This is a genomic window from Microbacterium sp. KKR3/1, from assembly GCF_021272365.1.
GTDB classification, from domain to species: domain Bacteria; phylum Actinomycetota; class Actinomycetes; order Actinomycetales; family Microbacteriaceae; genus Microbacterium; species Microbacterium aurugineum.
The window spans coordinates 1-21,138 of the sequence record NZ_JAJSDW010000002.1; the positions used below are offsets into that span (position 1 = coordinate 1).

Here is a 21,138-nt window from a genome sequence, read left to right on the forward strand (position 1 = left end):
ATGGTACTGCAGGGGGGACCCTGTGGGAGAGTAGGACACCGCCGGACTCCTTTTAAACAAAATGGCCACCCAACGCTGGGTGGCCATTTTGCGTTAAGTCTCACCGTCTCAGTCGAGACTCCAGCAGGGCTGCGGTCTCCTGCACAGCCCTGGCCAGAAGAGCTTCGTCCAACTCTTCGATGCCCCAGGTCACGGCGACGGCTGCGACCGGCCATCCCGAGGCATCGAGGACGGCTGCGCCGACGCTGCGCAGACCCACCGCGACCTCACCGTCCTCGGTCGCGTATCCCCGCGCTCGAACCTCGCGCAACAGCTCCCGCAGCTCGCGTGGTGTCTGTGGCCCCTGGCCCGTGCGAACCGGGAACGCAGATGTATCGGGGTAGAGCGCCCGCACCTGCTCGCGGGGCAGCGCCGCCAGCATGGCCCGGCCCGACGCGGTGAGGTGCGCTGGAAGGCGGACCCCGACGTCGGTCACCAGTGCGGGGCGGCGTGGCGCACGTTCCTCGACGATGTACAGCACGTCCCCACCGCTCATCACGGCCAGGTGGGCGCTCTCGCCCAGGCGGTCGGACAGCGCAGCGACCAGGGGAGCGCCTCGCCGAGCGAGCGGCTGCTGTCGGGTGTACCCGCCGGCGAGCTCGAACGCCGATGTGCCGAGGCCCCAGCGGCGCTCCTCCTGCAGGTGGAGCACGAAGCCGTGAGCCGCCAGCGTGGACAGCAGGTGGTACACGGTCGAGCGGGGGAGCTCGAGCTCCCGTGCGATTGCAGACGCCGCCACCGGGGCGGGGCGTCCGGCGAGATAGCTCAGGATGCGTAGCGTCTGGTCGGCGGCGGGGACTTTCGCGGCCTCTGGCTTGTCTGGGATCACAGACACAGCATGGCACGAATGGGTGCCCCGCAGGCCCCACCGGGTGTGGAATCGAGTCATGATCGAACTCGCCCCCGTGCTTGTCGGAGCGGCTCCACTGTCGCCTGCCGACGTCGTCGCCGTCGCCCGCCACGACGCTCCCGTGTCGATATTCCAGGATGCACTCACTCGTGTCGCTGAAACCCGTCGAGTGATCGACGGTCTCGCTGCCGATCCGAATCCCCACTACGGCGTCTCCACAGGCTTCGGTGCCCTCGCGACCACCTTCATCGCGCCGGACCGGCGCTTCCAGTTGCAGGCGAGTCTGATCCGCTCCCACGCCGCGGGCACCGGCGCCGAGGTCGAGCGCGAGGTCGTCCGCGGGCTTCAGCTCCTGCGTCTGCAGACCCTCGCCTCGGGGCGCACGGGCGTCCGGCCGATCGTCGTCGAGACCTACGCGGCGCTCTTGAACTCCGGCATCACGCCGGTCGTGCGCGAGTACGGCTCGCTCGGCTGCTCGGGCGATCTCGCCCCCTTGGCCCACATCGCCCTCGCCGCGATGGGAGAGGGGGAGGTACGTGATGCCGCCGGGCAGCTGGTACCGGCCTCCGCTGCCCTCGCACGCGCCGGGATCGAGCCCCTGACCCTCGTCGAGAAGGAAGGGCTCGCCCTCATCAACGGCACGGACGGCATGCTTGGCATGCTGGTGCTGGCCCTGCACGATCTCGAGACGCTCCTCGTCACCGCCGATGTCGCCGCGGCGATGTCGGTGGAGTCCCAGTTGGGGACCGACGCGGTGTTCGCTGCCGACCTGATGGCTCTGCGACCGCAGATGGGGCAGGCGGAGTCGGCCGGCAACCTGCGCCGGTTCCTCGCGGACTCGCCGATGGTCGCCAGCCACAAGGGGCCGGATGACGGGCGTGTCCAGGACGCGTACTCGTTGCGGTGCTCGCCCCAGGTGCATGGCACGGCGCGCGACACGATGGCCCACGCCGCGATGATCGCCGACCGCGAGCTCGCCAGCGTGATCGACAATCCCGTGATCACCGTCGACGGACGCATCGAGTCCAACGGGAACTTCCACGGTGCTCCGGTCGCGGCCGTCCTCGACTTCCTCGCGATCTCGGTCGCCGATGTCGCTTCCGTCTCCGAGCGTCGCACGGACCGCGCCCTGGACCCCGCCCGCAATCACGGTCTGCCCCCCTTCCTCGCGGACGAGGTCGGTGTCGACTCCGGCCTGATGATCGCGCAGTATGCGGCTGCCGGTATCGTCTCCGAGCTCAAGCGCCTGGCCGTGCCGGCGTCGGTGGACTCGATCCCGTCCTCCGCCATGCAGGAGGACCACGTCTCGATGGGATGGGCCGCCGCCCGCAAGCTGCGGCGCGCGATCGACGGCCTCGGCCGGGTGCTCGCCATCGAGATCCTCACCGGCGCGCGTGCTCTCGACCTGCGGGCACCATTGGAAGCCGGACCGATGACCGGCGCCGTGCGCGATCTCGTCCGCACCGTCGCAGCGGGTCCCGGACCCGACCGCTTCCTCTCCCCGGAGATGGAGGCCGTCACCGCCCTCGTCCAATCGGGCGCCGTCGCCCGCATCGCAAAGGAGCACGTCCATGGTTGAGTCCACCGCTACTGGGTCCCGCGTCGTCCGCGCCGCCCGGGGCAATCAGCGCACGGCGAAGAGCTGGGGTGCCGAGGCCGCCAAGCGCATGCTGATGAACAACCTCGATCCCGAGGTCGCCGAGCACCCCGAAGACCTCGTCGTCTACGGCGGCACGGGAAAGGCGGCACGCAGCTGGGAGGCATACGACGCGATCGTGCGCACCCTCGACGAGCTCGAACCGGACGAGACACTGCTGGTGCAGTCGGGCAAGCCGGTGGGTGTCTTCCGCACCCACGAGTGGGCGCCGCGCGTGCTGATCGCCAACTCCAACCTGGTGGGGGACTGGGCCACCTGGCCGGAGTTCCGCAAGCTCGAGGAACTCGGGCTCATCATGTACGGACAGATGACGGCCGGATCGTGGATCTACATCGGCACGCAGGGCATCCTGCAGGGGACCTACGAGACGTTCGCCGCCGTGGCCCGTTCCCTCGGTCGTGACTCTCTGCGTGGCACGCTCACCCTCACGGGCGGCGCGGGCGGGATGGGTGGCGCTCAGCCGCTCGCCGTGACCCTGAACGACGGCGCGGTGCTGATCGTCGACGTGGACGAGTCGCGTCTCGCCCGGCGCGTGGAGCACGGCTACCTCGACGAGTACACGACCGACCTCGATGCGGCCGTCGCCCGAGTGGTCGCGGCCAAGGAGTCGGGCGAAGCTCTCTCGGTCGGAGTGGTCGGCAACGCGGCCGAGGTGTTCCCCGTGCTGCGGCGTCGGGGCGTTCCGATCGACATCGTGACCGATCAGACCAGCGCGCACGATCCGCTCGCCTACCTCCCGGTCGGCATCACCGTGGCGGACTGGAAGTTCGAGGCGGAACGCGACCCCGAAGATTTCACGCGCCGTTCGCGTGCGTCGATGGCCGCGCACGTCGAGGCGATGGTCGCATTCCAGGATGCCGGTGCAGCCGTGTTCGACTACGGCAACTCGATCCGTGCCGAGGCTCAGCTCGGAGGCTTCGATCGGGCGTTCGAGTTCCCCGGGTTCGTGCCGGCATACATCCGCCCGCAGTTCGAGGAAGGACGCGGACCGTTCCGCTGGGCGGCCCTCTCCGGCGATCCCGAGGACATCTACAAGACCGACCGTGCGATTGCCGAGCTCTTCCCCGACGATGCCGCCCTTCACCGCTGGCTGGAGAAGGCCGGCGAGAAGGTCCACTTCGAGGGGCTGCCCGCCCGCATCTGCTGGCTCGGCTACAAGGAGCGTCACCTCGCCGGACTCAGGTTCAACGAGATGGTGGCCTCGGGTGAGTTGTCGGCGCCGATCGTGATCGGTCGCGACCACCTCGACTCCGGGTCGGTGGCATCGCCGTATCGGGAGACCGAGGCGATGAAGGACGGCTCGGACGCGATCGCGGACTGGCCTCTGCTGAACGCGCTGCTCAACACGGCCTCCGGCGCCTCGTGGGTGTCGCTGCATCACGGGGGCGGCGTCGGCATCGGCCGCTCGATCCACGCCGGTCAGGTCACCGTCGCCGACGGCACTGCGCTCGCCGCGGAGAAGCTGGAGCGCGTGCTGACGAACGACCCCGGCACCGGGGTGATGCGTCACGTCGATGCGGGCTACGAGCACGCCCGCGAGATCGCGCGTGAGCGTGGCCTGAACATACCGATGCTCTGAGAGGGTCAGGACATGGCAACGCTCCTCACGAACATCGCGGAACTGACCACCAACGTCGCCCTGCACGGCGACGGGTCCGGTGACCGTACCGGAACCCTGACCGATGCGGCCGTGCTGATCGAGGGCGAACGGATCGCCTGGGTGGGCGCCGCTGCGGATGCGCCCGTGGCCGAGGAGGTGATCGATGCCGGTGGGCGCGCCGTGATCCCCGGGTTCGTCGACAGTCACAGCCACCTGGTCTTCGGCGGCGACCGCGCGGCCGAGTTCGAGGCCCGCATGGCAGGGCAGAAGTACGCCGCCGGTGGTATCCGCTCGACCGTGGCCGCCACCCGCGCCGCGACCGAGGACGAGCTGCGTGCACGTCTGCGCGGCTTCCTCGACGAGATGCTCGCGCAGGGCACGACGACCGTCGAGATCAAGAGCGGCTACGGGTTGAGCGTCGTGGACGAGGAGCGCCTGGTGCGCCTGGCCGCCGAGGTGACGCCCGAGGTGACGTTCCTCGGCGCGCATGTGGTCCCCGCCGAGTATGCCGAGCGGTCGGACGAGTACGTCGATCTGGTCACCGGGCCCATGCTCGATGCCTGCGCTCCACACGCGAAGTGGATCGACGTGTTCTGCGAGACCGGAGCCTTCACAGTGGCGCAGTCACGTCGGGTGCTGGAGGCCGGCATCGCGCGTGGACTCGCGCCCCGGGTGCACGCGAGCCAGCTCGGCCCGGGCGACGGCGTTCGCCTGGCGGTCGAGCTCGGTGCGGCGTCGATCGATCACGGCACCTATCTGACGGATGCCGATGTCGGAGCGCTCGCCGGCTCCGACACCGTGCTCACTCTGCTGCCGGGCGTCGAGTTCTCGACGCGGCAGCCGTATCCGGACGCGCGGCGCCTGATCGACGCGGGCGTGACCGTGGCGCTGGCGTGCGACACGAACCCGGGGTCGAGCTTCACCTCGTCGATGCCGTTCTGCATCGCCGTGGCCGTCCGGGACATGGGGATGACCCCGGGGGAAGCCGTGTGGGCGGCGACGGCCGGCGGAGCGAAGGCACTCCGCCGGGGCGACGTCGGGGTGATCGCCCCCGGTGCCAGGGCCGATCTCGTGCTGTTGGACGCACCGACCAGGATCCACCTCGCGTACCGGCCGGGAGTGCCGCTCGTGCGGCAGGTGTGGAAGGACGGCGACCGGGTGGGGTGACGCCGTCACTCCACGATGAACGGGTCACCGAGCGACAGATACTCCGGACGCGCGGCGAGGAAGTCCGCGATCAGAGTGCTCTTGCCACTCGCGGGCGTAACGGAGACGACGATCCTCATCGCCGGGACGCGAGGCCGGCCAGCAGCTCGAGCACGCACAGCGCCGCCAGACGGACGGTGCGGGCGTCCTCCGCGTCCGTGGTCGCGTCGACCTCGGCGAGGTCGGCGCTGACGACGCGCCCATCCGCGGCGACGGCACGCGTGAGGGCGCGCAGCTCCCACGCGTGGAGCCCACCGGGGACGCTCGCCGGGCAGCCGGGCGCGACCGACCGGTCGCAGACGTCGACGTCGATGTCGAGGTGCACACGCGGGGCCGCCCCCGCACCGGCGATCTCGAGCGCTTCGGCGACGACGTCGTCGATGCCGCGACGGCGCACCTCGTCGAGCGTGACGACGCGGATGCCCCAGTCGGCCGCGCGCCGCGCATAGGCGGCGGAGTTCGCGAAGTCGGCGATGCCGATCTGGACGATCCTGGTCGGGTCGACCCGGGTGGTCGTCAGTGCGGACGCGGTCGGGACGTCTTCCACGAGGCGTCGTACCGGCGTGCCGTTGGAGACGCCGTCGCGCAGGTCGAAGTGCGCGTCGAACGTGATGAGGCCCGTGGCCTCGGCGCCGAGCGCGACCGGATACGTGAGTGAGTTGTCACCGCCGAGTGCGATCACGAGCTTGGTCGCCTCGGCGAGTTCACGCACGCGGGAGATGACCCTCGCCTCGCCGTCCGCGCCGTCCGGATCGCTCACATCGCCGGCATCCGCGATGCGCAGAACCTCGTCGAGTTCGAGCACCGGCGGACCCATCAGCGTCGTCCCGTAGCGGGGAAGCGCTTCGCGGATGGCGGCCGGCGTCGCGTGGGCTCCGGTCGGCGAGAGTGACGTGCGCCAGGTCGGCACCCCGAGCAGCACGGCATCGGCCGCAGCCGTGAAAGCGGGCCAGGAGCCGGCGCGGGGCCAGAGCGGGTCGTGACTCAACGGTCGGGAAGTGGGCGTCATGGTCAGACTCCGGGGATCAGGGCGTGGGCGAGGGAGAAGATGGCGAGACCCGCGAGGGCGCCGACGAAGGTGCCGTTCAGGCGGATGTACTGCAGGTCGCGGCCGACCATGAGCTCGATCTTCTCGGTCGTCTCGGCGGGATCCCAGCGTTCGACGGTATCGGTGATGATCGAGGCGATGTCGTGCCGGTAGCGGTCGACGAGGAACACGGCGGCGTCAGATACCCAGGTGTCGACGCGGCGCTGCAGGGCGACGTCGGTGGTCAGGCGCTCGCCGACTTCCTGCAGCGCCTGCACCGCCCGACGACGCAGCCCGCTGTCGGGGTCGGCGAGAGCGGTCAGCAGGCCGTTCTTCGCGGTGTTCCACGCTTCAGCCGCCAGAGCGCCGACCCGCGGGCTGTCGAAGAGCGAGGCCTTGGCGTTCTCGAGTTTGGCGCGCGTGGCCGGATCGTTCTGCAGGTTGTCCGCCAGGCGGGTCAGGTAGCCGTCGACCGCGATGCGCGCGGGGTGATGCGGATCGGCCTGCACCGCGTGCACGAACTTGACCGCCTCGTGGTAGACCGTGTCGTCGACGAAGCGATGGGCCAGCTTCGGCACCCAGCCGGGGAGACGCCGAGAGACGAGTCCGGTGAACGATGCGGCGTTCGCGTCGAGCCACCGCGCGATGCTGTCGGCGGCGAGGTCGACCGCGCCGTGGTGGGCCCCCGCATCGACGATCTTCTCGAGCCATGCGCCGGCCGGCGGACCCCACTCCGGAGCCACCAGGTGCTCGCGGGCGAGATCGGTGATGAGGTCGCGCACGTCGTCGTCACTCAGCGCGCCCAGGACGGCGGTCGCGATCGTGGCTCCTTCGGCGCCCACCCGCTCGGCATGCGGAGGCTCGCGCAGCCACTCTCCGGCGCGCAGCGCGATGTGCGTGCTGGACAGCTTGGTGCGCACGACGTCTCCGGCCAGGAAGTTGGTCTCGACGAACTCTCCGAGCGTGCGGCCGATCTCGTCCTTGCGGTTGGGGATGATCGCGGTGTGGGGGATCGGCAGCCCGAGCGGGCGGCGGAACAGCGCGGTGACGGCGAACCAGTCCGCGAGCGCACCGACCATCCCTCCCTCGGCGGCGGCGCGGACATAGCCGAGCCAGCCGACCCGCTGCTGGAAGGCGAACGCGATCACGAACACGACGGCCATGAACAGCAGCGCTCCGAGCGCGACCGCCTTCATGCGCCGGAGCGCGCGGAGGCGCTCCTGGTCGGAGGGCGAGAGCTGCGTCATCGGTGTTCGCGGCATGACGTCATCCTTTCACGGTGGGCGTGGGCGGGAGGTCTCGCTTCGCAGCGGGCGGAGTACCCTCAAGGGGTGATCGAAGACATCAAGAAGCGTGCTCTGCACCGCACCAGCATCCTCGAGGGGCAGATGCGCGGTGTCGCGCGGATGATCGAGAACGAGGAGTACTGCATGGACATCATCACGCAGTCCCGGGCGATCCAGCGCTCCCTCGAATCGCTGAACCGGCTGCTGCTCGAGAACCACCTGCGCACGCACGTCACCCACATGTTCGATGAGGGTGGCGAGGAGCGCGACAAGGCCGTCCTCGAACTGCTCAAGGCCTTCGACTTCGACCGCAAGTAGGAGATCGCCCCGAGGCGCTAATCGGTCGCAGGTTTCGAGAATCACAACGGATACCGTTGCGAAGTGATCAAGAGACTTCCGATTTCGCTATACCTGAGGCCCTTCCTGTGACAGACTCGCCGCAAGCGATTCTCAATGGGGAGGCTCCATGCCCGGCACTCTGCCCGCGTCTTCGGCGACGCTCGACACACCCACAGCCACTGGTGCGGTACGCATCGACCGCGTCACCAAGCGCTACGGCACCGCCGTGGCGGTCGACGATCTGACCCTCGACGTGCAGCCGGGGGAATTCCTCTCGCTGCTCGGGCCCTCGGGCTGCGGCAAGACCACGACGTTGCGCATGATCGCGGGCTTCGAGTATCCGGACGCCGGTGACATCAGCATCTCGGGCCGGAGCGTGCTGAGTCTGCCGCCGTATCGACGCGAGGTGAACACGGTCTTCCAGGCCTACGCGCTGTTCCCGCACCTGTCGGTCGCGGAGAACGTGGCGTACGGGCTGCAGCAGCGAGGCGTTCCCAAGTCGGAGCAGCGGACCCGGGTGAGCGAGGCGCTCGACATGGTGCAGCTGCGCAGCTTCGCCGATCGCAAGCCCACCCAGTTGTCGGGCGGTCAGCAGCAGCGCATCGCCCTCTCGCGAGCCCTCATCAACCGCCCCAGCGTGCTCCTGCTCGATGAGCCGCTCGCCGCCCTCGACCGGCAGCTGCGCGAGGAGATGCAGCTCGAGCTGAAGCTCCTGCAGGCGCGACTCGGCACCACGTTCGTCTTCGTCACGCACGATCAGGCCGAGGCGCTGTCGATGAGCGACCGGATCGCCGTGATGCGCGCGGGCCGGATCGAGCAGCTCGACGAGCCGGCGGCGATCTACGCGGAACCGGCATCCGCGTATGTTGCCTCGTTCATCGGCCAGCAGAACTTCGTGCACGGCACCGTCCGTTCCGACGGAGATGCCGTCGACACCGCGATCGGTGCGATCTCCGGGCGCTGGGGCGGGGAGCGGGTCGCTGGCGGGCAGCCCGCCGTCGCCGCGATCCGCCCGGAGTATGTGCGGCTCGAGCAGGGGGAAGGCACGGGCGCGCGCGGTCGTGTGCTCGGTGTCTCGCATCTCGGCGAGACCATGCAGGTCGCCGTGCGCGTCGGCGAAGACGCGACGTTCCTCTCGAGGATGCCGGCGCCCACCGCGCCGCGCGTCGGGGTCGACGAGGAGGTGCGTTGCGTGTGGGATCCCGCGGACGTGCGACTCTTCGCCGCCGACGGCATCCCGACCACCGCCACGCACGTGATCGCGCTTCCCAAGGAGGGAGGCCGGTGACGGGCGCTCCTCCGGTCCGCGTGCTCGCGCACCGGAGCGCCGCCCGGGTGATCCGCACCGAACTCTCCCGTCGCGGGTTCCTCGCCACCGCGCTGCTGGCGGGCGGAGCCGTCGTGCTCACCGCCTGCGCCCCCGGCCAGAACGCCGCAGCGGTACACGCCAAGGGCGGACCGCTGGAGGACAAGCTCTCCATCTACAGCTGGGGCGATTACGACGCGCCGGAGGTGCTCGAGCAGTTCACGGCCGAGAACGGTCCGCGGATCGTGCTCGACGCCTTCAACTCGAACGAGGAGCTGATCGCCAAGCTGGTCGCGGCCCGAGGCACGTCGGGGTATGACATCGTCGTGCCGACCGGAGTCTTCGTGGGGCCGATGGCCGAGAACGGGCTGCTGCAGAAGTTCAACCTCGACCTGCTGCCGAACATGAAGCACGTCGCCCCGGAGTTCCGCGGGCGCGCCTGGGATCCGGGCAACGAGTACTCGGTGTGCAAGGCCTGGGGGACCACCGGGTTCGTCTACGACAAGCGGGTGATCTCGCGGGAGCTGACCACCTGGAACGACTTCATCGACGCCGCGCAGAACGAGGCGTCCGGTTCCACCTCGGTGCTGGATGACCCGGCGCCGTTGCTCGGCATCTACTTCTGGGCGAACGGCATCGACTGGACGACGACCGACCCCGACGACCTGGACGCGGTCGAGGACTTCCTGGTGAAGGATCTCGCGCCGCACATCTCGGCGTTCGACTCCTACCCGGGGGGCTCGTCGATCCCGCAGGCGTCGCACGCTCTGCTGCAGTCCTACAACGGTGACGCGCGCCTGGGCATCTTCGAGTCCGACGATCCCGACCGCTGGCAATGGGTGCTCGGGAGTCCGGCCACCGAACTGTGGATGGACAACTGGGCGATCGCCGCGGGCGCGCCGCACCCCGAGGCGGCGCACGCGTTCATCAACTTCGTCCTGCAGCCCGATGTGCAGCTCGCGCAGGTCGACTACATCGGCTATGACACGGGCATCTCCGGCGTCCGCGAAGCCGCGGAGGCCGCAGGTCTGGAACGGCTCGACATGGTGTTCTTCGACGAGGAGCAGGTGCAGACCATGCATGAGGGCAAGCTGACGGACGCTCAGGACCGGGTCGTCGCGATCTGGAACTCGATGAAGGCGGCCGCCGGTGCCTAAGCTCAAGTTCGGTCTCGCGATCCCCGCCTGGGTGTGGCTGCTGGTCTTCTTCGTCGCCCCCATCGGCATGGTCATCGTCTTCAGCTTCGGCTACAAGCCGAGCATCTTCGCCACCCACGCCCTCGACCACCTCTCCTTCGACCGCTACCTCGAGGCCCTCTCGCCCACGTTCTTCAGCACCTTCCTGAACACCCTGTGGATCGGCATCCTCGGTACGCTGCTGTGCCTGGTGATCGGGGCTCCGGTCGCGTACTGGATCGCCGTGAAGGCGCCGCCGTCGAAGCGCGGACTGCTGCTGGCCCTCGTCATGGTGCCGTTCTGGACGAACTTCCTGGTGCGCACGATCGGCTGGCAGGTGATCCTCGCTCCGGAGGGCTGGCTGTCGCAGTTGCTCCAGGGCATCGGTGTGATCCCGGGTCCCCTCGATCTGCTGTATTCGCGGGGTGCGGTGCTGCTCGGCGTGGTCTACAACTACCTGCCGCTCATGATCCTCCCGCTGTTCGTCGCGTTCGACCGCGTGTCGGGTCCGCTGCGCGAGGCGAGCAAGGACCTGGGCGCGAACAGCGCGACGACCTTCCTCCGGGTGACCGTGCCCCTGGCCCGACCCGGCATCATCGCGGGTGTGCTGCTCGTGTACATCCCGCTCATGGGTGACTACATCACCGCGACCGTGCTCGGTGGCGCGAAGGGCAACATGATCGGGCAGGTCGTGGCGAGTCAGTTCCAGACCGCGCAGAACTGGGCGTTGGGTTCGGCGATGGCGGTGCTGCTGATCATCGTCATCATGATCTCGATCGCCGTCGCGGCCGGGCTCCTCTGGCTCGTGACACTGCCACTCAGACAACGCAACCGACTCGTCCTGGGGGAGGGCTCATGAGTTCACGTCGTGGAGCAGCACGTCTCTTGCTGCCGATCTGGGCAGGACTCGTCTTCCTGTTCCTCTTCCTGCCGATCCTGGTGATCATCGTCTACTCGTTCAACGTCGGCCGTCTGCTGGTCTCGTGGGACCACTTCGGCTTCGACTCGTTCCTCGCGATCGTCAACAAGCCGGCGATCCGCGACGCGGTGCTGGTGTCGGTGCGCACCGGCCTGCTGGCCGCCCTGCTCGCGACCGCGCTCGGAACCCTGGCCGGCATCGCGATGGCCCGCAACCCCGGCAAGTGGGTGTGGTGGTTCCTCGGGCTCCTGCTGCTCGTCTCGGTCACCCCGGAGATCGTGGATGCCGTCGCGCTGCTGCCCTGGCTGGTCTTCCTCGGCCAGGACGCCGGGATCGGGATCTTCAACGACGGAACGATGAGGCTCGTGGTCGGGCAGTCGCTGTTCTCGATCGCGATCGTGTCGTACATCGTCCGGGCGCGACTGGTCGGACTCGACGCCCGCCTGGAAGAGGCCTCCGCCGACCTGTACGCCCCGCCGGTGCGGACCTTCCTGAAGATCACGCTGCCGCTGGCGATGCCGGCCGTGCTCGCCGGGTTCCTGCTCTCGTTCACGTTGAGCCTCGACAACACGGTCGTGTCGGCGTTCGTGCAGGTGTCCGGCACGACACCGTGGCCGGTGTACGTGCTCAGTGCACTGCGTAGCGGACTCCGTCCTGAGATCGCGGCGGTGTCGACCATCATGCTCGTGCTCACCCTCCTCGCTCTGGCGCTGGTGGCGGTGGTGCTCAAGCGTGCCGGTGACTCGGCGACCGAGATCGCCCGCACGATGGCGGGAGGCTGAGCATGGCAGCGGCAGACCTCGTCTTCACCGGTGGTTTCCGCGGCGGGAGGGCGTTCCTCTCCGATGCAGCGCGCTCCACCGCCCGCGCCGTCGCGGTCACCGATGGCCGCATCAGTGCGATCGGCCACGACCTGTCGGAGATGATCGGCCCGGACACCGAGGTCGTCGATCTGGCCGGTGGGCTCCTCGTGCCCGGGTTCCAGGACGCGCATGTGCACCCGGTGTGGGGCGGACTGGACATGCTCCGGTGCGACCTCTCGGGCCTCGCGACGCGTGAGCAGTATCTGGCGCGGATCGCGGAGTACGCCGCGGAGCACCCCGACGACGAATGGATCCTGGGCGGTGGCTGGCAGATGTCGGCCTTTCCCGGAGGTACGCCGACGGCCGCGGATCTGGACGCGGTCGTGCCCGATCGCCCCGCCTTCCTCCCCAATCGCGATGGGCACGGTGCCTGGGTGAACTCGCGGGCGCTCGCGCTCGCCGGGATCACCGCGGAGACCCCGGATCCCGCGGACGGACGCATCGAACGCGACGCGGGCGGTGCCCCGAGCGGAACCCTGCACGAGGGAGCGATGGGCCTGGTGAACCGACTGCTCCCGGCCGAGCCGGTCGAGCGTCTGGTGGAGGCGCTCGTGCAGGGGCAGCGGTACCTGCACTCCTTCGGCGTCACCGCCTGGCAGGACGCGATCGTCGGCACGGAGTACGGCGACGCGGGTGACCCGTTGCCCGCGTACCGTGCCGCGGCAGCCACCGGAGAACTCACCGGTCGGGTTGTGGGCGCCCTGTGGTGGGACCGCTCGCGCGGCCTGGAGCAGATCGAGGACATCGTCGAACGGCGCGCTGCCAGCTCGATCGGTCGCTTCCGTGCCCGCAGCGTGAAGATCATGCAGGACGGTGTGGCCGAGAACTTCACCGCCGCGATGCTCGAACCCTATTGCGACGGCCACGGGCATCCGCGTGAGGACTCCGGCATCTCGTTCGTCGAGCCGGAACTGCTCAAGGAAGCGGCGACCCGGCTCGATGCCCTCGGGTTCACGCTGCACTTCCACGCCATCGGCGACCGTGCCGTGCGCGAGTGCCTCGACGCGGTCGAAGCCGCCCTCCTGCACAACGGTCCGCGCGGGAACCGGCACCACATCTCCCACATCCAGGTCGTGCACCCGGACGACGTCCCCCGGTTCCGTGCGCTCGACGTGACGGCGAACATACAGATGCTGTGGGCCACACTGGAGCCGCAGATGGTCGACCTCACGATCCCCTTCCTCGGGGACACGCGCAGCGCCTGGCAGTACCCCTTCGGCGATCTGCTGCGCTCGGGAGCCGTGCTCGCCGCGGGCAGCGACTGGTCGGTGAGCACCCCGAATCCGCTCGCCGCGATGCACGTGGCCGTGAACCGCCGGTCGGCTCCGACCGAGTGGGAGGGGGACTATCCGCCGTTCCTGTTGGAGCAGGCGATCGACCTCGGCACCGCGCTCGCCGCGTACACCTCGGGATCCGCGTACGTGAACCACCTCGACGACACCGGCACGATCGCGGTGGGGATGCAGGCGGACCTCGCCCTGCTCGACCGCGACCCGTTCGAGCACCCCGTCGAGGAGATCGGGCTCACCGAGGTTCGCGGCACCTGGGTCGAAGGCGTGCGGGTGTACGACGCGGCCGACGGGACCGCGGGGGACTCCCGCGGTCGGTCAGGCGGGATCGAGACGCAGGACCTCGGGTGATTCGCCGCCCGTGAGGTCGTCGGCGATGCGGAGGCTGCGGGCCAGGTCGTCGAGCGCGCCGGTCAGCGTGCCGAACCGCTCCTTGTCGCTGCACACCGCCGTGAGCGTGACCAGATGCGTCCCGGTGTCCCAGGTGTAGGTGGCGAACGGGGGAGACGCGGGAGACGGCGGCATCGGCACGAGGAGCTTCTCGCCCACGCCGAGTCGGCTCGGAAAAGACTCGGTGTCGTCGTAGTCCATCGGCATCGAGGCACGGGCGATGCGGACCTCCGGTGTCAGTACCTGCGCCGTCGCCATCGCCACGACCAGTTCCGGCTCCGCCTTCCACGTCCACACCAGCACGCGCCCGTCGGCCCGCTTCATCAGCATCGGTGCCGCCTGGCTCATCGCCCAGGCACCGAACCTCGAGCCGGGGCGCTCGGTCGCACCGACGGCGGCGTTGACCTGGCCGAGCAGCATCCGGATCGCCGCCTTCCGGTGCCGGCGTCCCTTCCATCCGAGCGAGTCCGTCACGGGAATCCACAGCTGGGGATCGGCCTCGGCAGTCAGTCGCATGCTCCCACGCTAACGGCTGAGGCTGAGGGGATGCCGGTATGCCTCGGCCGTGGGATCAGGGCGCTCGGGTAGAGTGGCCAGCGCCCGACCAGGGCTCCTCCTTGGCCGCCACATCGTAAGGCAGCATGTCTGTGACCTCCTCCGACGATCCGACCGATCCGTCGCGCGGCCCCGCCGCCGAATCCGCGCCCCGACCGTTGAAGATCGTGATCGGCTGCGACACGTTCGCGCCCGACATCAACGGCGCCGCCCGTTTCGCCGAGCGCCTCGCCGCCGGCCTCGTGCAGCGCGGCCACGACGTGCACGTCGTGGCGCCCAACCAGGCGTATCGCCGTGCCCAGCCGCACACCGAGGTCATCGAGGGCGAGCCGATGACCCTGCACCGGTTGCCGTCGGTGCGCTGGGCGCCGCACGACTGGCTGCGGTTCGTGTGGCCGTGGCGATCGAAGCACTATGCCCGCAAGGTCCTGGATCAGGTGCAGCCGGATGTCGTGCACATCCAGTCGCACATCGTGATCGGGCGCGGACTCGCGTACATCGCGAACGAGCGCGGCATCCCGGTCATCGCGACCAACCACGTCATGGCCGAGAACATCCTCGACCACACCACCATGCCGAAGTTCATCGACGACCTCGTGCTGAAGTTCGCGTGGGCGGACGCCAAGCGCACGTTCGACAAGACCCGTGCGATCACCACACCCACCCGCCGTGCCGCCGACTTCCTCGAGAAGACGGTCGAGGTGAAGGGCGTGATCCCGGTCAGCTGCGGTATCGATCGCACCCAGTACACGCCTGTCCTCGCCCCGCGCGACGAGAACCGGATCATCTTCGTCGGCAGGCTCACGGCCGAGAAGCAGGTCGAGGTCATCCTCAAGGCGATGACGAAGCTCGACCCCGCGCTCGACACGACCTTCGACATCGTCGGCGGCGGCGACCAGCGCAAGCAGCTGGAGCACCTGACCGCTCAGCTCGGACTCGCCGATCGAGTGACTTTCCACGGGCGCACGAGCGATGAGGAGCTCCGGGCCCTGCTGTCCCGTGCCAGCCTGTTCGTGATCGCCTCGATCGCGGAGCTCCAGTCCATCGCGACGATGGAGGCGATGGCCTCGGCCCTGCCGGTCGTCGCCGCGGACGCCGTGGCCCTCCCGCACCTCGTGCACGACGGCGAGAACGGCTACCTGTTCGAGCCCGGGAACGTCGACGAGCTCGCCGCGCGTCTGACCGACGTGCTCACGGCGGAGCCTGCGGAGTACGAGCGGATGCAGCGGGCCTCGCTCGACGGCGTCGCGATCCACGACATCAACCGCACCCTCGACACCTTCGAGGCGCTGTACCGCGACGAGCCGCTGCCGGAGTAGCGGCCATGCACATCGTCTTCTTCGGCGATCAGCACCTCGACTCCCTCGGCGGGGCCCAGGTGTCGATGCGGCTTCAGCGCGAGTTCCTCGAACGAGCCGGGCACACCGTCACGGTCGTCGCGCCGAAGATGCATGGCTCGCGGGCGTCATCCGGCTCTCACGGCGGCGCCTTCGTCGATCTGCCGTCGATGCCGATCACGGTCGATCGCGAGTACTCGATGAGCTGGCCGGGCCGGGCGACGGACCGCTTCCTCGACCGGGCGATGACCCGCCGTCCCCCCGTCGACCTGGTGCACGTGCAGGCCGACTTCTGGGGTGCGTTCATCGGGCATCGCTACGCGCAGCGGCACGGACTCCCCGTCGTGCACACCATGCACAACCGCGTGGACGTCGGGATCGCCGCGGTCACCCCGCTGCACCGGCCCGTGCTCGCGGTGCTGAACACGTGGCGAGGCATCGCGATGCGCGGCATCGGGCGACCCGTGCGCGGGCGGGACGGGTGGGCGTTCCTGCGCGGACTCGCTGCCGGGGCATCGGCCGTGACCGCGCCGTCGACCCACTTCGCCCGGCGCCTGGAACAGCACGACGTCTTCCCGCAGGTCGACGTGATCTGGAACGGCATCGACGACGACCTCCGCGCGCAGACGCTTGCCGCGCGTCCCGCGACTCGGGAACCGGGACGGCCGCGATTCGTGTGGCTCGGACGGATGAGTCCGGAGAAGCGCCTGCTCCCGTTCCTGGAGGCCTTCGTCGCTTCGGGCGTCGATGCGGACCTGGAGATCATCGGTGGCGGCGCTCAGCGTGCGGCCGCCGAGAAGGTCGTCCGCGGGGTCGACGGCGTGCGATTCGCCGGACGGCTGACCTACGCGCAGACGCTGGAGCGGATCGCCGCCGCCGACGCGCTCGTGCAGACGTCGATCGGCTTCGAGACCCAGGGGATGACCCCCTTCGAGGCGGCCACGCTCGGCACGCCCTCCGTGATCTGCGACCCCGACATCGGCGCGGAACTCGGCGGCGGACTCTGGGCGGTACCGGATGCGGACCCTGCGGCGTCGAGCCGGGACCTCGAGGTGCAGAGGGCCACCGCACTCGCGGAAACCCTGCGGCGGGCCGCCTCCGACATCGCGGGCGGCACCGCCCCCGTTCCGGTCCCCGAGGTCGCCGAGGCGTTCCGGCAGTCCTCGCGCACGGCCGCCATGATCGCCGTCTACGAGCGGGTGCTCGCGAGGTCCTGAGAGCTCGCGATCCCGAGCACGCGTCGAGGTGACGGGGAGACGCCATCCGCTCTCAGAGGAGACGCCATCCGCTCTCAGATGAACTGGAGCAGCGTGATGGCGATGCTGGTGAAGACGAACCCGATGGCGCCGACTCCCGCGATGCCGATCGCCATGCCGGTGAGCAGTCTCGACCCGGCGCGGCGCATCGCGATCAGACCCAGGATCAGCGCCACGACGTAGACGAAGAAGCTCAGGATGCCGATCCCGTTGTCGAAGGCGAGCATGAACTCGTATCCGCCGACGCCGCCACCGCTGTAGACGAACGGCCGCACGATGGATCCGAACAGATTGATCGCGAAGGTGGCCACGGCGATGATGAAAGCCGCGCGTGCGAGCGGATTGCTCTCGCGGACGGGCGCCGGTGCGCCGGAAGAGGCCAGCGGATAGGCCTGGGGAGCCGGGTTCGCCGTCGGATACGCCTGTGGCGGGGCGGCCGCCTGCGGTGCTGTCGGATACGGAGGAGCGCTCGGGTATCCCTGCGCCGCGGCGGGATACTGAGGTGCGGCGGGCAGAGGCGTGGCGGCTGGCGGCGGTGCCGCCGGAGCGGCCGGGAGGTCGTGTCCGGAAGGCGGGACGGGAGGCTGCACGGGCTCGCTCATGAGGTCGAGCGTAGCCGTGGGGTGCCGGATGCACGCCGCGCCTCGCCTTGCACCGAGGTCACCGGTAGAGGCGTCCGGACTCCGCTTCCTGGTGGAGGTCGCGGCCGGCGAGGCGTCTCCAGTCCGTCGGCACGCGACGGTAGCCGTCGCGGCGGAGCTCGACGAACGTGGCGATCGTCGCCCAGGCGGCGAGGGCGAGAAGTGCGATGACGAGTATCATGGCAGAAACGCTACGTTCATCGTTGAACCGCCACGAGTGGCAGAGAAGACTCTGAGCGTATGAAAACTGCCATTCGGGAGCGTGTACATGAAGACGGTTGCCTGCGTCATCCAGGACGGGTTCGCACCTTTCGAGTTCGGCGTCGCGTGCGAGGCGTTCGGCCTCGATCGCGCTGACGACGGTGTGCCGAACTTCGACTTCCGCATCGTCGCCCCCCGCGCGGGCGTCGTGGCGTCGAAGATCGGTTTCTCGGTCAACGTCGAGCACGATCTGACGTTCGCCTACGAGGCGGATCTGGTGGTGTTCTGCCCCCTTCCCCGGGAGCACTGGGGAGACATCGATCCGCTGCTGCTCGACCTCGCCAGGCACGCCGTCGCGCGTGGCGCCTGGGTGATGAGCGTCTGCAGCGGATCCTTCATCCTCGCGGCGGCCGGAGTGCTCGACGGCCGTCGAGCCACCACGCACTGGATGTACGCGCACACCATGGCGGACATGTACCCGCAGATCGACATCGACCCCGACGTGCTGTTCGTGCAGGACGGGAAGGTCATCACCAGCGCGGGCACGGCTGCGGGGATCGATGCCTGCCTGCACCTGCTCCGTCAGGAGGTCGGCGCCGAGCTCACCAACCGCATCGCACGGCGCATGGTCGTTCCGCCGCAGCGTGACGGCGGACAGGCGCAGTTCATCGACCGACCGATCCCGCAGGTCCCCACCGACTCACTCGCCGCGGTGGCGGACTGGGCCGTCGAACACCTGCGAGACGATCTGGGTGTCGAGCAGCTCGCCGCCAGGGCGCTGATGTCACCGCGCACCTTCGCCCGGCGGTTCAAGGCCGAGTACGGTGCGACACCCGCGGCCTGGCTCGCCCGTCAGCGCATCATCCACGCGCAGCGCATGCTGGAGCGCACCGGTCTTCCGCTCGAGCACATCGCGGATGAATGCGGTTTCGGGTCGGCGGCGGTGCTGCGGCAGAACTTCGCCCGCGTCCTCGGCCTCACCCCCACGGCCTACCGCGCACGATTCTCCTGCGTCGAGGAGCCGGCGCTTCCCGCCGCCTGACCCCGCACTTCCCTCTCCCCCTCCTCGGTGCGGGGTTCTGCGGTGCGGGGTTCTGCGGTGCAAGATCAGGTCGACGCCCCCGCTGAGTGTCGAAGCCCCCGCTGGGCGGCGCGACACGGGAGGGGTGTCGACGACAGGCGGGGGTCTCGGCGGGAGTGCGGGAGTGGGGGGCGAGGGGGGAGTCACTCCGGAAAGTGCGCGGGGGAGGGGAGTGTCACGTCGCGGACCTCGACGCCCTCGGGGGTCACGGTGGCGATGCAGTACAGCAGCGACTGGGTGGGATAGCCGTGCGGGCGGTTGTCGCGGATGATGGCCCGGTCGTCTTCGGGCGGCAGCTCGGCGGAGGAGGCGAGGAGCGCGGTCCACTCAGCCGTCCAGTCGGCGCTGTCGGCGGTCGGGCCCAGGGCGCGGAACTCCGGCAGCCAGGCTTCGATCCGCGGGGTGGTGGCATCATCGAGGTCATCGTGCGCGATCATGTGTGTGCCGGGATCGATGCGTGTCTCGCGCAGCTCGACGCCGTCCCACGACAGCACGCGCGCGCCTTCGGGGCCGACCTCGAGCAGGTTGAAGCCGTGCATGGACAGGGGGGCGACGGGCGAGCGCCCCTGCACGGACTCCAGGGCCAGGGCGCCGCGGGAGACGGCCCGCGCGGCGGGGAGGTCGCTCACGTCCGCCCGGTTCAGCAGCACCGCGAGCCGGCGTTCGGCGGGATTCGCGGCGAGCCAGGCGCCCCCGGCACGGCGATCGCGGATCCCGATCACACCGGGATGGTCCGCCGGCCACCAGGGTCCGAGGGAGTCCCACGCCCGCAGCGGATCTTCGTCGCGGACCGCGAGGAGTCGTGCAGAACCGGCCTTCTCGACATCGATGACAACCGTGCACACGCATCCAAGTCTAGGTCGAGCAAGAGGTGTCGGCCCATGGCGGCGGATGCTGGGGCAGAATCGAGACGTGAACATCGTGGTCGGAGTCACAGGCGGCATCGCCGCGTACAAGACGGTGCACCTCGTGCGCCTGCTCACGAAGGGTGGGCACGACGTGACCGTGGTGCCCACGGAGGACGCCCTGCGGTTCGTGGGGCTCCCGACCTGGGAGGCGATCAGTCGTCATGCGGTCACCACGAGCGTGCACGACGACGTCGCGAAGGTGCGGCACGTCGCCCTGGGGCAGAACGCCGAACTGGTGATCGTCGCGCCGGCGACGGCGAACTCGATCGCCAAGATGGCCGCCGGGCTCGCCGACGACCTCCTCGGCACGACCCTGCTCGCCACCGAGGCTCCGGTGCTGATCGCCCCGGCGATGCATGCGGAGATGTGGCGGAACCGCGCGACGCAGGCGAACATCACGACGCTGCGGGAGCGCGGTGTGCACGTCGTCGGCCCCGCGGACGGAGAGCTCGCCGGCGGTGACAGCGGCCCCGGCCGGATGTCGGAGCCCGAGGAGATCTTCGCCGCCGCCCAGGCGCTGCTGACTCCCGGCGATCTCGCCGGTGTGCGCGTGGTCGTCTCGGCGGGGGGCACCCGCGAGCCGATCGATCCGGTGCGCTTCCTCGGCAATCGCTCCAGTGGCAGGCAGGGGGCGGCCCTCGCTGCGGAGGCCGCCGCCCGAGGGGCCGAGGTGACCCTGGTGTCGGCCAACATCTCGGGCGAGGTGCTCGCCGAGGTACGGCACCCGTCGATCCGTGTCGTGCCGGTCGGGACGGCGGCAGAGCTCGCCGAGGCGATGAAGCACGAGTCCTCCCTCGCCGATGTGGTCGTGATGGCGGCGGCGGTGGCGGACTATCGACCGGCGGCGGTGTCGGAGCGCAAGCTCACCAAGGAGGGGGGCGGGATCCCCGCCATCGAGCTGGTCGAGAACGAGGACATCGTCGCGGCGCTCGCCTCGCGGCGGCGATCCGGTCAGCTCGTGGTCGGGTTCGCCGCGGAGACCCCGGAGGATGCATCGGAGCTCCTCGCCCGTGCCCGCCGCAAGCAGCAGCGCAAGGGCGTGGACCTGCTCATCGTGAACGAGGTCGGGTGGGAGCGGGGATTCGAGAGCCCCGAGAACGCCGTGCACATCCTCGGACCGCACGGTGCCGACGCGGGCAGTGCATCGGGGTCGAAGCGCGCGGTCGCGGCCGCGATCTGGGATGCGATCGCACGCGCGCGCTGAAGGAATGCT

The 21,138-nt window shown here is 69.7% G+C and carries 20 protein-coding genes; 13 read left to right on the top strand and 7 right to left on the bottom strand.

All coding sequences use genetic code 11. The features are described from left to right. Nucleotides 1–100: 100 nt before the first annotated feature. Nucleotides 101–874, bottom strand: a complete 774-nt coding sequence (locus LVJ59_RS11665) for an IclR family transcriptional regulator (protein WP_374199074.1) — start codon at nucleotides 872–874, stop codon at nucleotides 101–103. Between the two features lie 52 nt (nucleotides 875–926). Here LVJ59_RS11665 and hutH point away from each other — a divergent pair, with 52 nt between their 5' ends. The 3 genes from hutH to hutI are packed head-to-tail and all read left to right on the top strand — an operon-like array spanning nucleotide 927 to nucleotide 5,313. After that, nucleotides 927–2,468, top strand: a complete 1,542-nt coding sequence (gene hutH / locus LVJ59_RS11670) for a histidine ammonia-lyase (RefSeq protein WP_232763183.1) — start codon at nucleotides 927–929, stop codon at nucleotides 2,466–2,468. Beyond that, nucleotides 2,461–4,125 carry a urocanate hydratase gene (gene hutU / locus LVJ59_RS11675; RefSeq protein ID WP_232763184.1) on the top strand — a complete coding sequence of 555 codons (1,665 nt, stop codon included), beginning with the start codon at nucleotides 2,461–2,463 and terminating at the stop codon, nucleotides 4,123–4,125. Before hutH ends, hutU begins: the two co-directional genes overlap by 8 nt. A gap of 12 nt (nucleotides 4,126–4,137) precedes the next feature. Next, complete coding sequence (gene hutI, locus LVJ59_RS11680; RefSeq protein WP_232763185.1) at nucleotides 4,138–5,313, top strand: imidazolonepropionase; 1,176 nt, start codon at nucleotides 4,138–4,140, stop codon at nucleotides 5,311–5,313. 115 nt (nucleotides 5,314–5,428) lie between these two features. On the opposite strand, the gene LVJ59_RS11685 is transcribed toward hutI, so the two are convergent. Next, nucleotides 5,429–6,361, bottom strand: coding sequence for an agmatinase family protein (locus LVJ59_RS11685; protein ID WP_232763186.1), 933 nt, complete (start codon nucleotides 6,359–6,361; stop codon nucleotides 5,429–5,431). A gap of 2 nt (nucleotides 6,362–6,363) precedes the next feature. Further along, the gene (locus LVJ59_RS11690) at nucleotides 6,364–7,641 is read right to left on the bottom strand and encodes a DUF445 domain-containing protein (RefSeq protein WP_232763187.1); all 1,278 of its coding nucleotides are present in this window, start codon (nucleotides 7,639–7,641) and stop codon (nucleotides 6,364–6,366) included. A 69-nt stretch (nucleotides 7,642–7,710) separates the two neighbouring features. Here LVJ59_RS11690 and LVJ59_RS11695 point away from each other — a divergent pair, with 69 nt between their 5' ends. From LVJ59_RS11695 to LVJ59_RS11720, 6 genes are all read left to right on the top strand, one after another. Beyond that, a complete protein-coding gene (locus LVJ59_RS11695) occupies nucleotides 7,711–7,983 on the top strand; it encodes a metal-sensitive transcriptional regulator (RefSeq protein WP_017202671.1) in 273 nt (90 codons plus the stop codon). A 148-nt stretch (nucleotides 7,984–8,131) separates the two neighbouring features. Next, nucleotides 8,132–9,292, top strand: a complete 1,161-nt coding sequence (locus tag LVJ59_RS11700; protein WP_232763188.1) for an ABC transporter ATP-binding protein — start codon at nucleotides 8,132–8,134, stop codon at nucleotides 9,290–9,292. After that, complete coding sequence (locus LVJ59_RS11705; RefSeq protein ID WP_131494466.1) at nucleotides 9,289–10,467, top strand: spermidine/putrescine ABC transporter substrate-binding protein; 1,179 nt, start codon at nucleotides 9,289–9,291, stop codon at nucleotides 10,465–10,467. Before LVJ59_RS11700 ends, LVJ59_RS11705 begins: the two co-directional genes overlap by 4 nt. After that, the gene (locus LVJ59_RS11710) at nucleotides 10,460–11,344 is read left to right on the top strand and encodes an ABC transporter permease (RefSeq protein ID WP_232763189.1); all 885 of its coding nucleotides are present in this window, start codon (nucleotides 10,460–10,462) and stop codon (nucleotides 11,342–11,344) included. The genes LVJ59_RS11705 and LVJ59_RS11710 overlap by 8 nt, the downstream gene beginning before the upstream one ends. Then, nucleotides 11,341–12,186, top strand: coding sequence for an ABC transporter permease (locus LVJ59_RS11715; RefSeq protein ID WP_047523802.1), 846 nt, complete (start codon nucleotides 11,341–11,343; stop codon nucleotides 12,184–12,186). The genes LVJ59_RS11710 and LVJ59_RS11715 overlap by 4 nt, the downstream gene beginning before the upstream one ends. A gap of 2 nt (nucleotides 12,187–12,188) precedes the next feature. Beyond that, nucleotides 12,189–13,907 carry an amidohydrolase gene (locus LVJ59_RS11720; protein ID WP_232763190.1) on the top strand — a complete coding sequence of 573 codons (1,719 nt, stop codon included), beginning with the start codon at nucleotides 12,189–12,191 and terminating at the stop codon, nucleotides 13,905–13,907. On the opposite strand, the gene LVJ59_RS11725 is transcribed toward LVJ59_RS11720, so the two are convergent. After that, a complete protein-coding gene (locus LVJ59_RS11725; protein ID WP_131494463.1) occupies nucleotides 13,875–14,462 on the bottom strand; it encodes a hypothetical protein in 588 nt (195 codons plus the stop codon). The genes LVJ59_RS11720 and LVJ59_RS11725 overlap by 33 nt on opposite strands. A 125-nt stretch (nucleotides 14,463–14,587) precedes the next feature. Between LVJ59_RS11725 and LVJ59_RS11730 the strand changes: the two genes are divergently transcribed. Beyond that, nucleotides 14,588–15,820 carry a glycosyltransferase gene (locus LVJ59_RS11730; RefSeq protein ID WP_131494462.1) on the top strand — a complete coding sequence of 411 codons (1,233 nt, stop codon included), beginning with the start codon at nucleotides 14,588–14,590 and terminating at the stop codon, nucleotides 15,818–15,820. 5 nt (nucleotides 15,821–15,825) lie between these two features. Continuing rightward, nucleotides 15,826–17,055, top strand: coding sequence for a glycosyltransferase (locus LVJ59_RS11735; protein WP_232763191.1), 1,230 nt, complete (start codon nucleotides 15,826–15,828; stop codon nucleotides 17,053–17,055). 74 nt (nucleotides 17,056–17,129) lie between these two features. Here the strand turns inward: LVJ59_RS11735 and LVJ59_RS11740 are convergent, their stop codons facing one another. After that, nucleotides 17,130–17,696 (bottom strand): hypothetical protein, encoded by a 567-nt coding sequence (locus LVJ59_RS11740; RefSeq protein ID WP_232763192.1) that lies wholly within the window; start codon nucleotides 17,694–17,696, stop codon nucleotides 17,130–17,132. A 58-nt stretch (nucleotides 17,697–17,754) separates the two neighbouring features. After that, the gene (locus LVJ59_RS11745) at nucleotides 17,755–17,916 is read right to left on the bottom strand and encodes a hypothetical protein (RefSeq protein WP_165875520.1); all 162 of its coding nucleotides are present in this window, start codon (nucleotides 17,914–17,916) and stop codon (nucleotides 17,755–17,757) included. Between the two features lie 87 nt (nucleotides 17,917–18,003). Here LVJ59_RS11745 and LVJ59_RS11750 point away from each other — a divergent pair, with 87 nt between their 5' ends. Continuing rightward, on the top strand, nucleotides 18,004–18,978 hold the full coding sequence (locus LVJ59_RS11750) for a GlxA family transcriptional regulator (RefSeq protein ID WP_047523817.1): 975 nt from the start codon (nucleotides 18,004–18,006) through the stop codon (nucleotides 18,976–18,978). 182 nt (nucleotides 18,979–19,160) lie between these two features. Here the strand turns inward: LVJ59_RS11750 and LVJ59_RS11755 are convergent, their stop codons facing one another. Further along, a complete protein-coding gene (locus tag LVJ59_RS11755) occupies nucleotides 19,161–19,862 on the bottom strand; it encodes an NRDE family protein (RefSeq protein WP_232763193.1) in 702 nt (233 codons plus the stop codon). A gap of 67 nt (nucleotides 19,863–19,929) precedes the next feature. Between LVJ59_RS11755 and coaBC the strand changes: the two genes are divergently transcribed. Continuing rightward, a complete protein-coding gene (gene coaBC / locus LVJ59_RS11760) occupies nucleotides 19,930–21,129 on the top strand; it encodes a bifunctional phosphopantothenoylcysteine decarboxylase/phosphopantothenate--cysteine ligase CoaBC (RefSeq protein WP_232763194.1) in 1,200 nt (399 codons plus the stop codon). Nucleotides 21,130–21,138 lie beyond the last annotated feature (9 nt).